Source organism: Variovorax sp. P1_G12 (assembly GCF_056405555.1).
The window spans coordinates 26,860-40,156 of record NZ_JBFUBW010000009.1; the positions used below are offsets into that span (position 1 = coordinate 26,860).

General features: G+C 68.8%; 11 protein-coding genes. All 11 read right to left on the reverse strand.

Features of this window, described 5'->3' with window-relative positions; all coding sequences use genetic code 11:
- Positions 1–1,044 (reverse strand): NAD(P)H-dependent flavin oxidoreductase, encoded by a 1,044-nt coding sequence (locus tag AC1D2O_RS12070; protein WP_478157068.1) that lies wholly within the window; start codon positions 1,042–1,044, stop codon positions 1–3.
- Positions 1,045–1,055: 11 nt separating this feature from the next.
- A complete protein-coding gene (locus AC1D2O_RS12075; RefSeq protein ID WP_478087319.1) occupies positions 1,056–2,042 on the reverse strand; it encodes a Bug family tripartite tricarboxylate transporter substrate binding protein in 987 nt (328 codons plus the stop codon).
- Complete coding sequence (locus tag AC1D2O_RS12080) at positions 2,039–2,764, reverse strand: alpha/beta fold hydrolase (RefSeq protein WP_478087317.1); 726 nt, start codon at positions 2,762–2,764, stop codon at positions 2,039–2,041. Before AC1D2O_RS12080 ends, AC1D2O_RS12075 begins: the two co-directional genes overlap by 4 nt.
- Positions 2,761–4,512 (reverse strand): class I adenylate-forming enzyme family protein, encoded by a 1,752-nt coding sequence (locus tag AC1D2O_RS12085; protein WP_478087316.1) that lies wholly within the window; start codon positions 4,510–4,512, stop codon positions 2,761–2,763. Before AC1D2O_RS12085 ends, AC1D2O_RS12080 begins: the two co-directional genes overlap by 4 nt.
- Positions 4,513–4,528: 16 nt before the next feature.
- A complete protein-coding gene (locus AC1D2O_RS12090; RefSeq protein WP_478087314.1) occupies positions 4,529–5,974 on the reverse strand; it encodes a carotenoid oxygenase family protein in 1,446 nt (481 codons plus the stop codon).
- Between the two features lie 11 nt (positions 5,975–5,985).
- Positions 5,986–7,701: a phenylacetic acid degradation protein PaaN gene (paaN, locus tag AC1D2O_RS12095; RefSeq protein ID WP_478087312.1), complete on the reverse strand. Its 1,716-nt coding sequence runs from the start codon at positions 7,699–7,701 to the stop codon at positions 5,986–5,988.
- Positions 7,698–8,153 carry a lipocalin-like domain-containing protein gene (locus AC1D2O_RS12100; protein WP_478087310.1) on the reverse strand — a complete coding sequence of 152 codons (456 nt, stop codon included), beginning with the start codon at positions 8,151–8,153 and terminating at the stop codon, positions 7,698–7,700. Before AC1D2O_RS12100 ends, paaN begins: the two co-directional genes overlap by 4 nt.
- A 209-nt stretch (positions 8,154–8,362) precedes the next feature.
- On the reverse strand, positions 8,363–9,700 hold the full coding sequence (locus AC1D2O_RS12105) for a ferredoxin reductase family protein (protein ID WP_478087616.1): 1,338 nt from the start codon (positions 9,698–9,700) through the stop codon (positions 8,363–8,365).
- Complete coding sequence (locus tag AC1D2O_RS12110) at positions 9,691–10,038, reverse strand: hypothetical protein (protein ID WP_478157070.1); 348 nt, start codon at positions 10,036–10,038, stop codon at positions 9,691–9,693. Before AC1D2O_RS12110 ends, AC1D2O_RS12105 begins: the two co-directional genes overlap by 10 nt.
- Positions 10,035–12,575, reverse strand: a complete 2,541-nt coding sequence (gene ctaD / locus AC1D2O_RS12115) for a cytochrome c oxidase subunit I (RefSeq protein WP_478087612.1) — start codon at positions 12,573–12,575, stop codon at positions 10,035–10,037. Before ctaD ends, AC1D2O_RS12110 begins: the two co-directional genes overlap by 4 nt.
- Positions 12,572–13,282 (reverse strand): cytochrome c oxidase subunit II, encoded by a 711-nt coding sequence (gene coxB / locus AC1D2O_RS12120; RefSeq protein WP_478087611.1) that lies wholly within the window; start codon positions 13,280–13,282, stop codon positions 12,572–12,574. Before coxB ends, ctaD begins: the two co-directional genes overlap by 4 nt.
- Positions 13,283–13,297: the final 15 nt, after the last annotated feature.

Below are 13,297 nucleotides of genomic sequence, written 5' to 3' on the forward strand. Positions count from 1 at the left end.
TTACGACGGTTGCGCACAGCTCGCCGATTCTGAGCTCTCAGGCGTGTGTCGCGGATCCTTCGCGCCAGCGCGCGCAGCAGGCTGCGCCAGGCCGGCGAATCGTGCACTGGCCTGCGCATACTCGCGCTCGAGCCGATCGACCACCGCGGTCACGGTCTCGACCTCGCGGATCGCACCGATGCCCTGGCCGGCGGCCCACACATCCTTCCAGCGCCGGGCTGCCATCGGCTGGCCGCTGTCGTACTGGCGCTGGGGCGCACTCGGCATGTTGTCGGGATCGAGGCCGTTGGCCCGCAGCGACGCCTTCAGCCAGCTCGCGGGCGTCCCGGTGACGCCCGCGCTCACCACCAGGTCGTCGACCGTGCTGTCGACCAGCATCTTCTTGTAGGCGTCCGGCGCCAGGCTCTCGGCCACCGGAATGAAGCGCGTGCCCATGTAGACCAAGTCGGCGCCCGAGGCGATCGCGCCGGCCACGCCCCAGCCGTCGCTGATGCCGCCGCCGGTGACCACCAAGCCATCGAAGAACTCGCGCACCGCGCTGACGAAGGCGAAGGGCGACAGGAAGCCGGTGTGGCCGCCCGCGCCGGCCGACACGCAGGCCAGGCCGTCGGCGCCGGCCGCCACCGCCTTTTTCGCGAGCTGCAGGTTGATGACGTCCGCGAACACGCGGCCGCCATAGCGGTGCACCACCTCGATCGCGGGCTTGGGGCTGCCGAGCGCCGTGACCACGATCGGCGGCTTGTAGCGAGCGACCAATTCGAGATCTTCGGCCAGCCGCGTGTTCGACGAATGCGTGACCAGGTTCGCGCACCAGGGGCCGAGGGTGGCGGCCGGCTGCGCGTCGCGCGCCCGCGCCAGGCCTTCGGTGATCTCGCGCATCCAGGCGTCGAGCATCTCGATCGGCCGCGCGTTGGGCGTGGGGAAGGCGCCGACGATGCCGGCGCGGCAGGCGGCCAGCACCAGTGCCGGCCCGGAGATCAGGAACATCGGCGCCGCGATGACCGGCAGCCGCAGCTGGAAGGGAGGGATCGAATTCGTCGTCATGTCGGCGTGCCTCATTCGCTGGCCTTGAAGCCCGAGATCCGCACCGCTTCGGCCCAGCGTTTCGAGTCGGCCTGGGCGAAGCGGGTGAATTCCTGCGGGGTCGAAGGCAGGGTCTCGAAATCCATGGTCTTCCATTTCTCCTTGAGTTCGGCCGAGCGGAGGATCTTCACGAACTCGCCGTTGAGCCTGGCGATGACCGCATCGGGCGTGCCGGCCGGCGCCGCGATCGCCGCCCAGATGTAGATCTCGAGATCGGGGTAGCCCTGCTCCCGGAAGGTCGCGACCTGCGGCATCAGCGCCGAGCGCTGCGGGCTCGTCACGGCCAGCACCTTGACCTTGCCCGCGTCCACCTGCGGCTTGACCGCCAGCAGCGGCAGGAAGGCCGCATCGACCTGGCCGCCGACCAGGTTCGTGACCGCCGGCGGCGTGCCGTTGAAAGGCACGTGCACCATGTCGATGCCGGCACGCTGGTTCAGCAGAACGCCGGCGAAATGCGAGGAGTTGCCGGCCGTGAAGGAAGCGAACGACACCTTGCCCGGACGCGCCTTGGTCCAGGCGACGAATTCCTTGATGTCGTTGGCGGGCACCTGGTTGTTGACCGCCATCACCATCGAGGCGCCGAGGAAGTTGCTGACCGGCCTGAAGTTTTTCTCGGGGTCGTAGGGCAGCCGCGCGAAGGTGTGCGGGTTGACGGTGAACATGCTGGTGTTGGCCAGCAGCAGCGTGTAGCCGTTGGGCGGCGCGCTCATCACGGTCTGCGCCGCGATGATGCCGGAGCCGCCGGGCTTGTTGTCGATCAGGAGCGGCTGGCCGGCGTTCTTCTTGAACTCCTCGGCCACCTGGCGCAGCGCGGTGTCGAGGGTGTTGCCGGGCGCGAAGGGCACCACGATGCGCAGCGGCCTGTCCGGGAAGGCGGCAGGGTCCTGTGCGCGGGCCCAGGGTGCGGCGCTCGCGAGCGCCAGGCCGCCGAGCTGCAAACAGGCGATGCGTCGGTTCATGTCTTGTCTCCTGTAGAGGGGTCCAGCAGCGAGCCGATCGCGGCGGCCACCTGCGCCGGCGCTTCCAGCGGCGTCATGTGGCCCGCGCCCTCGATCCATTCGAGCCGCGCGGACGGCATCAGCGCGGCCAGTTCCTGCGACAGCTCGGGCGGCGTGATGCGGTCGCTTCGGCCGCACACCACACGCACCGGAATCCGCAGCGCGGCCAGCGCTTCGCGATGGTCGGAGCGACCGACGATCGCGCGGTTCTGACGGATCGCCGCCTCGGGGCCGACCTCGCGCAGCAGCGTGCGCAGCGCGGCCATCCAGGGCTCGTCGGCATGGCGCGCATCGTCGGTCGCGAACTGCGCGACGCCGGCCGTGACCTTGTCAAAATCGCGGCCGATCGCGGCAATGGTCTTCTCGCGCAGCGCTGCGCCTTCGGTCGACTCGGGCCGGCCCGAGGTGTCGAGCAGCACCAGGCCGTCGACCCGGCGGCCCTGCCCCGCGATCATCTCGATCGCCACGTAGCCGCCCATCGAGAAGCCGCAGACCCGCACCGGCACGCCGAGGGGCACATCGGCCACACGGGCCCAGGCATCGCGCGCCATCTCGGCGATGCTGGACTGGGTCTGGACGTCGGCGATGCGGACATCGAAGCGCGACTGCAGCAGCGGCACCACCTCGCGCCAGACCGCGGCCGTGTTCAGCATGCCGGGGATCAGCAGGAGCACCGGCTTCATGCAACCACTCCCGGCAGGTCGGCGAGTGCGCGCGCGCGCAGCCGCAGCTCGCGCTTGAGGATCTTGCCGACCGGGTTGCGCGGCAGCTCGGCCAGCGGCAGCAGGTACTCGGGCAGCTTGTAGACCGCTACGCGCTTGTGCTCGCGCAGGAAAGCGTTGATCCCCTCGAGCGTGGCCGGCGCGGCGACGTCGACCGAGACGACGCAGGCGCAGAGCTTCTCGCCGAGCACCTCGTCGGGCACGCCGACCACCGCGGCCTCGCGCACGCCGGGACAGGCCAGCAGCAGGCTCTCGATTTCCTCCGACGAGATGTTGACGCCACCGCGGATCACCAGGTCCTTGGAGCGCCCCACGTAGCGGTAGTACTGCAGGCGATCTCCGGCGATCTCGAACAGGTCGCCGGTCTTGTAGAAGCCCTGTTCGTCGAACGCGCGCTGGCTCAGCCCGGGCGCGTTCCAGTAGCCGCTGAAGATGGTCGGGCCGTCGAAGCGGATCTCGCCGGGGCGGCCGCCGTCCTCGATGTCCTCGCCGGTCTCGCAGTCCACCAGCCGCGTGCGGATCTTGCGCGTGGTCGAGATGCTCCAGGCATGGCCCGGCACGCCGGCGCGCGGAAAGAACTGGGCGCGCAGCCCGGGGTCCGGGATGTCGACATGGTTGCCCGACAGCGCGGCGCCCTCGTTGGAGCCGAAGTAGTTGACGATCTGCACCCCGCGCTTCTCGGCGAAGCCACGCACCATCCAGTCCGACAGCGGCGCCGAGCCCGAGCCGATGCGCGCCAGCCGCCCGAAGTCGATGCCCTCGAGCAGCTGCTCGTTCTGCAGCAGCATGTTGAGGATCGCCGGCGGCGCCACCGTGTAGTCGATGCACTCGTCGCGCAGTTGCTGCAGGAACACCGGCAGCGCGAAAGGCTGGTGCTGCACCACGGTGCCGCCCAGCACCAGCCAGGCGGCGAAGGCGGTGGAGATGCCTGCCATGTTGACCAGCGGGAACGGATTGAGCAGGCGCGCCCGCTCGCGGATCTCGCCGGCCTCGATGATCGAGGGCGCGATCACCAGCCACTCGTTGTGGCTGCGCGGCACGCCCTTGGGGCTGGCCTCGGTGCCCGAGGTCCAGCAGATCGTGAACACGTCGTTGGCCGTGACGGCAGCCTCGCGCTCGGCCTGCGCGAGGCGCTGCAGGTCGCCGGGTCCCGGTGGCAGGCGCAGATGCGCCGCGACGTCGACCATGCCCTCGTCCACGGCGTCGCCCCAGGCGAGCACCGTGCGCAGCGAAGGGTGCGCGGCACGCAGGCCGGCATACATGCGCGCAGCCGCATGCCCGCCCTCGGCCTTTCCGATGCGCGAGAAGCTCAAGGCCGCGCTGGCCTGCGTGATCTCGAGGATCTGCGCCAGCTCGTGCTCGCGGTACTGGATCGGCACCGGCGTCGCGATGATGCCCAGCCGCGCACAGGCGAGGTAGACGACGAACTGCTCGATGCAGTTGGGCAACTGCACCACCATCACTTCGTCGCGGCGGATGCCCTCCACCAGCAGCATGAGGCAGAAGCGGTCGATCTCGTCGCCGAGCTGCGACCACGTGAGCCGGCGCGGCGCGCCGTGCGCGAAGTCGGCGCGGTTCGGTGCATCGACCACCGCCTCGTCATCCGGATGTGCCGCCAGGTTGTTGCGGAACAGCTCCCACAAAGTGATGCTGCCCCACCAGCCACGCGCGGTGTAGTCGTCGATCTTGTCTTGAGGCACGAGGATCATGGCGGCGTCCCGTTTCTCAGTACCCGCGCTGGAGGCGCTCGCCACTGACCCAGGTGGCATGGAAGCCGTTGGGCACCCGGTGCGGAATGCGGATGCGTGCCACCGGGCCCTGCGCGACGTCGCTGGCGTCGAACACGGTGACGAAGGACGCCTTCTTCTCGTCGTCCCACATGAAGCCCACCAGGTAGCCGTCGTCCTCGGCTTTCCAGTGGTCCTTCGGCGCGAAGGGCGCTTCGCTGAACCACTTGTGCACGCCCTCGTGGTAGCTGGTGCTGATGCCGCGCTCGAGGTCCTGGCGCACGAAGCCGCAGAAGCGCGGATCCTCGGCGCGGTTGCTGCGGCCCATCAGCACGTTCCACGAGTAGCGCGTCTTGTGGCCCTGCATCCACGAGTTGATGACCGGGAACTCCTGGTTGACGATGTCGTCGAGCACCCGCTCGCGGGTCTGTCCGGTGCGCAGGTTGAAGCGCCATTCGTAGAACATGAAGTCGTGCTCCAGGTTCGCGAGCATCTTGGGGAAGCGGTCCACCTCGACGTTGCCGCGCCAGTCGCGCGGCAGGCGAAAGGGCGTGCCGGTCATCACGATCTCGATGCCGCCGTGGCCATCGGCTTCTTCCCACGCGTTCGACACGTGGTACATGTAGGTCGGGCTGGCCTCGAACCAGCGGATCTGCTCGGGTGTGCCATGGCGCGGAATGACGCCGAAACGCGAGGGCAGCGTGTGATGGAACTTGAGCTTGTGGCGGCCGGCCGCGAAGGCGTCCATGTCGTAGAAGAGCGGCAGATCGTGCACGATCGTGTAGTTGGGCGTGATCGCCATGTCGTGCGGCAGGCGCGGTCCGGGCAGCTGCACCGGCATGAAGGTCTGCAAGGCGCCGTGGCGGTCCATCACGCCGTAGTGCATGTAGGGCGACTCCTTGCCGTAGGCGAAGAACAGGAATTCGCCGGTGCGCTCGTCCACCTTCGAATGCGCCGACACCGGCAGGCCCTTCATGCGCGGATCGAACTCCAGCTTGCCGACGGTCGACAGGTCGTTCGGCCGGCACTGGTAGACCGAGCCGCCCAGGTACCACATCGAGACCAGGTGGCCGGCGTAGAACTTGACGTCGGTGTTCGAGGTGTTCTTCACCGGCATGTCGGGCCGGTCCTTGCGCGGCGGGTCCTTGATGCCCTGCCACAGCGCCGAGCCGGCCGCGAGTTCCTCGTTCAGGCTGTCGGTCATGACCCAGCGGTTCTGGTAGTGCGCGCGGCCGCCCTCGAAACGCACGGCATGCAGCATGCCGTCGCCGTCGAACCAGTGGTAGCGGCCCGGGGCCTCGAAGCGCCGGTTGGGACCGTTGCGCACGTGCATGCCGGTGAGGTCGCGCGGGATCTCGCCCTCGACTTCGGTGAGTTCCATCGTGACTTCGTCCTCGATCGGCGCGAAGCCGCCCGTGAGGACGGGTATGTCGTTCTGTCCCATGTCGTTCTCCTTCAGTTCGAGGGGTGCGCGCTGCGCGAAGGCCGGCGCGATTGCGAGATGCGGAAGCGGCCGGCGACGAAGGCCAGGTCGGTCAGGCTGGCGTTGCCCGCCGGATTCAGGCCGGTCACGTGGTAGTCGCTGTAGGCGGCCGCGAAGTTGAGCGGCATCGGTCCCGTGAGGTTGATCGTGAGCTGCGCGCCGGCCCTCGCGTAGGTCGCTTCGGCGCGGGCGACGAAGGCCTCGTCGGTGGAATAGACAAAGGCCGTGAGCCCGCCGAACTCGCGCACGTCACGCGTGGCCTGGGCCAGTGCATCGGCCGCGTCGTCGCAGGCGATCACGAAGCTCACCGGACCGAAGCGCTCTTCGCCGTAGAGGTCGCGCTCGCTCTTGCCGACCTGGAGCATCAACGGCGTGCGCGTGCGCGCCTCGGGAAACTCGGGGTGCACGTAGGGCGCCGGCCGCAGCAGCACCCGGCCGCGGGTCTCGCCCTCGCGTTCCAGGCGATCGAGCAAGGCGATGCTCTGCGTCGACTGCAGCGCCGCGAGGATCATCGCGGCCTTCTTCGGCTCGCCCGCGATGGCTGCGACCGCAGCGGCCAACCGGCGCGCGACCTCGTCGAGGCTCACGACACCCTGCGGCGTGCGCACGCCCTGCGCCGGCAGGTAGATGTTCTGCGGGCTGGTGCACATCTGGGCGCTGAACATGCACAGCGTGGTGGCAAGGCTGCGCAGCACGGCGTCGAGATCCTCCACCGACTCGATCACCACCGTGTTGCAGCCGGCGGTCTCGGTGAAGACCAGCGCCGGGTGCGCATGCTGCTCCACCCACTGGCCGAAGGCGACGCTGCCCGTGAAATCGACGATCGCGGTCTGCGGATGCCCAACCAGCTGCTTGCCGATCGGCGAGGCCTGCGTGTCGAGGGCCAGCGTGACCAGGTTCGGATCGAAGCCCGCCGCCTCCAGCACGCGGCGAAAGGCGCGCACCGTGATCGCCATCGGCAGCACGGTCGCCGGATGCGGCTTCACGATCACCGCATTGCCGGTGGACAGGCTGGCGAGCATCGAGGGCCAGGCGTTCCAGGTCGGGAAGCTGGCGCAACTGAAGCAGACCGCCACGCCGCGCGGCACCAGCCGATAGGTCTTGTCGAGCACGATGCGCGCGGCGCCGAAGCTGCGCTCCCAGCGCGCGCTCGGCGCGATCGCCTCCATCGCCTGGCGGGCGTGCACCAGCACCTCGATGCCGCGGTCGAGCGCGTTGACGCCCGAGCCGGCATAGGCCATGTTGAAGCTCTGGCCGGCCGTGTGCATCACCGCGTGCGCGATCTCGAACAGGTGCTCGCGGTAGAGCGTGTCGAGCGCCTCCATCAGGACGCCGATGCGGGTGTCGATCGCGGCGTCGGCCCAGGCCGGGATCGCGGCTTCGCCGGCGTCGAACAGCCGGTCGATGTCGGACTGCGGATAGAGGATGCCAAGCGGCTGCTGGGTGTAGGGCGAGAGCTCCTCGCCGACTTCGGCCGTGATGCCGGGCTGGTCCAGCACGAAGCGCTGACCCAGTTGCCGGCGGAAGGCCTGCGCCCCGGCGGCCTGCGCGCGGGCGGCGTCCGGATACTGGCCAGGCATCTCGGGATAAGGGCTCCAGCAGTGGCGCGCACTGCAGGCCCGCACCGCGCGTTCGAAGGTGGCCCGGTGCTTCTCGTACAGCGTCGACGCCACCAGCGCCTCGCTCATGCAGCGGCCCTCTTCCACATCAGCCGGTGATGGCGCGCGACGTCCGTGCCGGGCACCGTGTCGGAGGCCGACAGCGTGAGCCGTCCTTCGGCATCGAAGTGCATGTCCCGCACCTGCTGCGTGCCGACGAAGTTCGGATTCAGCGACTGCGTGACCGAGTGCACCACCTGCTGCGCGCCGGGCTCGCCGCGGATCTCGTAGCGGCCGGCGTACTGGAAGTAGCTCTCGAAGGCCGCCAGGCGCTCCCGCTCCGGGGCGCTGCGCACGCTGTCGCTCGACAGCCTGGGCCGGTCGGGCCGCGCGATGCAGGCGTTCATCCAGCCGTCGGTGCTGTAGAGGATCAGCCCCACCGCCGCTTCGCCGTAAGGCAGCGTGGCGGGCCGGCCGTCGCCGTAGCCGATGTCCCAGCGGACGAGCTGCCATGTGCCGAGCAAGGGATTGCGTTCCTGCATGCAATGTCTCCTTTTAACTTTCTTAATTGAACTCAGTTTAGACAACTCGATTGCCGCATGCAAGAGGGGCTTCGAGCCTCCCCAGAAGAAAGGGATCAGGCGCTCACGCGCCAGAGGGCGAACACGATGGCCACCAGGACCACGACGACGCCCGTGGCGAGAACCAGTCGATCGGCGAACAAGCGGCGCATCGGGATCTCCTAGACGACCTAGACGAAGCTGTAGCGCTCCGAGTGGTACTTGGACAGTGGCACCTTCATCTCGCCCAGCGCCGCCTCGATCGCATCCATCATCACGTTCGGGCCGCAGATGAAGTACTCGTGGTCGGCGTAGCGCGGCGGCAGATGGCGCTTGAACACCTCGGCGCCGACGTAGCCGCGCTCGCCGGCCCAGCCTTCCGGCGGCTGCGACAGCACGTAGACCACCGTCAGGTCGATCCGCGTTGCCAGCGCGTCCAGTTCCTCGCGGAAAGTCAGGGACTCCAGGTCCTTGCCGCCATAGAGCAGGATCAGCGGGCGCTTGTCGCCGCGGTCGGCCAGCGTGCGGATCATGCTCACCATCGGCGTGATGCCGATGCCGCCCGCGATCAGAACGTGCATGTCCGCCGGGTTGCCGATGGTGAAGGCGCCGTAGGGGCCGTCGAGGTAGACGCGCCGGCCCACGGGGACCTTGGCGATCCCGCTCGTGAAGTCGCCGAGGTTCCGGATCGTCATCTCGACGCGGCCGTCCGCGGCCTCCGCGCTCGACGAGAAGGAGAACGGATGGCCGGTGATCCTGAACGGGCTCCCCCACAGCGTCAGCCATCCGAACTGGCCGGGCCTGAATCGGAAGCCGGCGTGGCCGTCGGGCCGCATCACCAGCGTCGTCGTGTCGCCGCGCTCCTGGCGCACCTCCGCCACGCGGTACGGCCGGCGCAGCATGAAGAGCGGCTTGACCACGCGCACGTAGCAAAGCAGCGCGATCCAGAAGACCGTCATGCCGATCCACAGCGCGCGCTTCAAGGGATCGGCGAGGTAGAAGCCCCAGCCGACCATGTGGAGCAGCCCGCCGCCAACGGCGATGAGGGCCAACAGGATGTGCGTGGCATGCCAGAGCTCGTAGCTGATCTTCAGTCGGGTGCGCCACAGCGCCATCACCACCAGCGCCACCAGCGCGCCCAGCGACAGCACCGCGAACACCGCGCCCGGCGGCACGTCCGCCAGCGACGCGGGCGGCGCCAGCTTGTCCGACCCGGTCGCCAGCAGGATCAGCGGATGCACCACCACCAGGGCGACCGCGAGCAGCGAGACCCGGCGATGGAAGTGATAGATGACGTCCTCGCCCCAGGGCTCGGTGACGTGGCGGAAGCGCGCCGTCAGGCCGAACTGCAGCCCCATCATCGCCAGGCCCGAGTAGCCCAGCGCGACCGAGAACTCGGTCCAGAAGTCGCGCGCAGGCGGCAGCGCACCCGCCAGCAGCGCGAACAGCGGCGCCAGGATGAACAGCAGGTAGACCGCGATCCAGACGCTGCGGCGCACGAGATCGCGGTGGCGCACGCTCAGAGGCATGTGGAGAGCAGCAGCGGCGGGCCGAAGGTCAGGAGCGTGGCGGCAAAGGCGGCGATGGTGGTCCAGACGATCGCCGCATGCAGGAAGCTGCCGGTCTCGCCATGGTCGTGATCGGAGCGTGCCCTGGCGAAATTTCGCCACATCCATCCGACCGCCGCCAGATGCGCGAGGAACACGAGGACCAGGCTCCAGCGCAGCGCGCCGGCCGGCCAGCCGAAGGCGCAGCCGATCGCATGGAGCGCATAGAGCACCACGAGCGCGCTGCACCAGACGGCAAAGCCGCCCGCGAGCCACCAGACCCGCCGGGTCGGGATCGTCAGCACATTCGTCACGCTCATGGCCGTCCTCCAAGCACCGTCACCAGCGCAGGCAGCGCGAGCACCAGACCCAGCGCGATGATGCCCGTCACCAGGGTGTAGTCGAGCCAGAGCCGGGTCAGGCGCAGGTCGGTGCAGCGCCGCCGCGAGATGTAGCCGCTGCGGATGCGCTGGAAGTTGCTGATGAGAAACAGCAGCCCGGCGCCGGCATGCAAGGCCACATAGCCCAGCAGCACCGACGCGGTCGCGCCGAGCGCATGCTCGCGCGGATGCGGCGCGACGCCCATGATCAGCTCCACGACGGCTGCGACGGCCGCGATCAGCGCGATCGCGGTGAGCGCCATCCAGCCCGAGGCCTTGCCGCTGGCGATCACGACCCTGAGCGAAGCGCGCGCCGCCAGCGCGGCGACCAGCAGACAGGCGATGGCGCCGAGGGCCTGCAGCCGGTTCGGCTCGGGCGGCGTCATCTTCTGCCAGTCCCCGCCGGCCAGCCAGAGATAGAAGGTACCGAACACCATCGACGTGAACAGCGTGCCATTGGCCACCAGGGCGCAGATCAGCGCCAGCCAGGACGGCGCGCTCGCCGCCTCGGTGTGCGGCGGCACCTCGACACCGAGGCCGACCGGCAGCGGGCCATAGTCGCGCGGCAGGCCGGCACGCCGCCCCGCGAAGACGAACAGGCCCAGCGTGACCAGGGCCAGCACCAGCGACACCCAATAGGCCTTGAACAGGAAGCCGAGCACCACCCCGCCGGTGAAGAGCGCCGTGACCAACGGCAGGTAGGTCGGGTTCGGCAGCACGATCAGCTGCTCGGGCTTGCCGCTCGTGATGTGCACGCCCAGCGTCTCCTGCCAGCCGTTGCGCGTGGAGCCCAGGTAGCCTTCGCCGCGTGCCAGCGAGACGGCGAGTTCGCCCTTCGGGATCTTGTCGGTCTGCGGACCCAGGTGCGGAATCGAGGCGAAGGCATACGGCGCCGGCGGAATCGGCATCGCCCATTCGAAGGTCGTGGCCCGCCAGGGATCGCGCCGCACGCGGCGTCCGTAGCGCAGCTGCACCACCACGTCGATGACGAGCAGTCCGAAGCCGATCGTCATCACGAAGCCGCCCACCGAGGACAGCAGGTTGAGCCAGTTCCAGCCTTCGTCGCCGCGGTAGGTGTAGACGCGCCGCGGCATGCCCAGCAGGCCGGTCAGGTGCATCATGAAGAAGGTCATGTTGAAGCCGATGAAGATCAGCCAGAACGCGAGCACCGACAGCCGCTCCACCGCGGCGCGCCCGGTCAGCAGCGGCAGCCAGTAGTACAGCGCGGCCACCATCGGGAAGGCGAGCGCCCCGGCCACCACGTAGTGCATGTGGGCGACGACGAAATAGGTGTCGTGCGCCTGCCAGTCGAAGGGCACCATCGCGAGCATCACGCCGGTCAGCCCGCCCATCGCGAAGACGAAGAAGAAGCCGAAGACGTAGAGCATCGGAACGTCCCAGCGCGGCTTGCCGTGCGACAGCGTGGCCAGCCAGGCGAAGACCTGCACCGCCGTCGGCACCGCGACGATCGCCGAGCCGGCCGAGAAGAAGGCCAGCGCAAGATGCGGAATGCCCACCGTGAACATGTGGTGCACCCAGATGCCGAAGCTCAGGAAGGCCAGCGCGATGATGGCGACCACGATCGCCCGGTAGCCCACCAGCTCGCGGCCGGCGAAGACCGGGATCATCGTCGACAGCACGCCCGCCATCGGCAGGAAGATGATGTAGACGTCCGGATGGCCGAACAACCAGAACAGGTGCTGCCACAGCAGCGAGTCGCCGCCGCGCGTCGGGTCGAAGAAGGGCAGGCCGAAGGCGCGCTCGAGCTCGAGCAGGATCGAGCCGAGGATCAGCGGCGGAAAGGCCACGATCATCATCAGCGCCGTGACCAGGATGTACCAGCCGAAGATCGGCATCCGGTCGAGCGACATGCCCGGCGCGCGCATCTTGAGGACCGAGACGATGATCTCGATGGCGAGCGACAGCGCGGAGATCTCGACGAAGGTGATGCCGAGCAGCCAGATGTCGGCGTTGACGCCCGGGGTGTAGACGTTGGAGCTCAGCGGCGTGTACATGAACCAGCCGCCATTGGGCGCGACGCCCAGGACCAGCGACACCGTCACGATCGAGGCGCCGAACAGGTAGCACCAGTAGCCGTAGGCGGTCAGCCGCGGGAAGGCGAAATCGCGCGTGCCGAGGATCTTCGGCGTCAGGTAGACCGCGAAGCTCTCGACCATCGGAATGGCGAACAGGAACAGCATCATCGACCCGTGCACCGTGAAGACCTGGTTGTAGGTCTCGGGGTCGAGAAAGGCCGAATGCGGCGTCGCGAGCTGCACGCGGGTCAGCATGCCCAGCACGCCGGCGATGAGGAAGAAGACGAAGGACGTGATGAACATCCGCATGCCGATGACCGAATGATTGACGGCGGCCAGCCGCTGCCATCCCGGCCCGGTGGCCCAGATCTTGTTCAGCTGCCGGTGCAGCCGCAGCGCGCGGGCGCCGCCTTCCGGCTGCGGGTCGACGGATCCACTCATTTCTTCGCCTCCGGCGCTGCGAGCGCCTGCGTCAGGGCAGCGGAAAAGTCCTCCGGTCGGTGGACGATGACGACGAAGCGCATGCCCGCGTGGCCGAGGCCGCAGAATTCGTCGCAGGTGCCTTCATAGCGGCCCGGCTGATCGGCCTGGATGCGCAGCCGGTTGACCCTGCCCGGCACCGCATCGATCTTGCCCGCGAAGCGCGGCACCCAGAACGCATGGATCACGTCCTTGCTCGTCACGACCATGTCGACCGGCGCGCCCGCGGGCAGCAGCAGGACATTGCGCGTCTCGACGCCGCCATGTCCGGGGTAGCGAAACGTCCAGACCCACTGCGCCGCCACCGCCTCGATGCGCTGCGCCGGCGCGCTGCCCGGCAGCGGCAGCAGGCGCTCTCCGGTGACCAAGCCATAGGCCAGCAGCGGCAGCAGGACGATCGCCGGCAGCACCAGGCCGCCCAGCACGATCCAGCGCGTCGGCGACACGCTGGAGCCCCAGCCCGGACGCCTCATCACCTGGATGAAGATGCCGATGACGAGCAGGAAGAGCACGGCCGAGCCGATCAGCATCACCCACCACATCGTGGCGATGGAGGCCGCGGCCGGCCCCGAAGGATCGAGCGTCGACAACGGCCCGCTGCAACCGGACAACGCCGCCAACGATCCGGCTTGGAGGCCGACGCGCAAGACGCTACGATCGCCGCTCACCGGATGCGACATCCG

What these genes read in the sequence shown, in the direction of transcription:
- AC1D2O_RS12070 (WP_478157068.1), bottom strand. Translation starts at nt 1,044, where the DNA reads ATGACGACGAATTCGATCCCTCCCTTCCAGCTGCGGCTGCCGGTCATC.
- AC1D2O_RS12075 (WP_478087319.1), bottom strand. Translation starts at nt 2,042, where the DNA reads ATGAACCGACGCATCGCCTGTTTGCAGCTCGGCGGCCTGGCGCTCGCG.
- AC1D2O_RS12080 (WP_478087317.1), bottom strand. Translation starts at nt 2,764, where the DNA reads ATGAAGCCGGTGCTCCTGCTGATCCCCGGCATGCTGAACACGGCCGCG.
- AC1D2O_RS12085 (WP_478087316.1), bottom strand. Translation starts at nt 4,512, where the DNA reads ATGATCCTCGTGCCTCAAGACAAGATCGACGACTACACCGCGCGTGGC.
- AC1D2O_RS12090 (WP_478087314.1), bottom strand. Translation starts at nt 5,974, where the DNA reads ATGGGACAGAACGACATACCCGTCCTCACGGGCGGCTTCGCGCCGATC.
- paaN (WP_478087312.1), bottom strand. Translation starts at nt 7,701, where the DNA reads ATGAGCGAGGCGCTGGTGGCGTCGACGCTGTACGAGAAGCACCGGGCC.
- AC1D2O_RS12100 (WP_478087310.1), bottom strand. Translation starts at nt 8,153, where the DNA reads ATGCAGGAACGCAATCCCTTGCTCGGCACATGGCAGCTCGTCCGCTGG.
- AC1D2O_RS12105 (WP_478087616.1), bottom strand. Translation starts at nt 9,700, where the DNA reads ATGCCTCTGAGCGTGCGCCACCGCGATCTCGTGCGCCGCAGCGTCTGG.
- AC1D2O_RS12110 (WP_478157070.1), bottom strand. Translation starts at nt 10,038, where the DNA reads ATGAGCGTGACGAATGTGCTGACGATCCCGACCCGGCGGGTCTGGTGG.
- ctaD (WP_478087612.1), bottom strand. Translation starts at nt 12,575, where the DNA reads ATGAGTGGATCCGTCGACCCGCAGCCGGAAGGCGGCGCCCGCGCGCTG.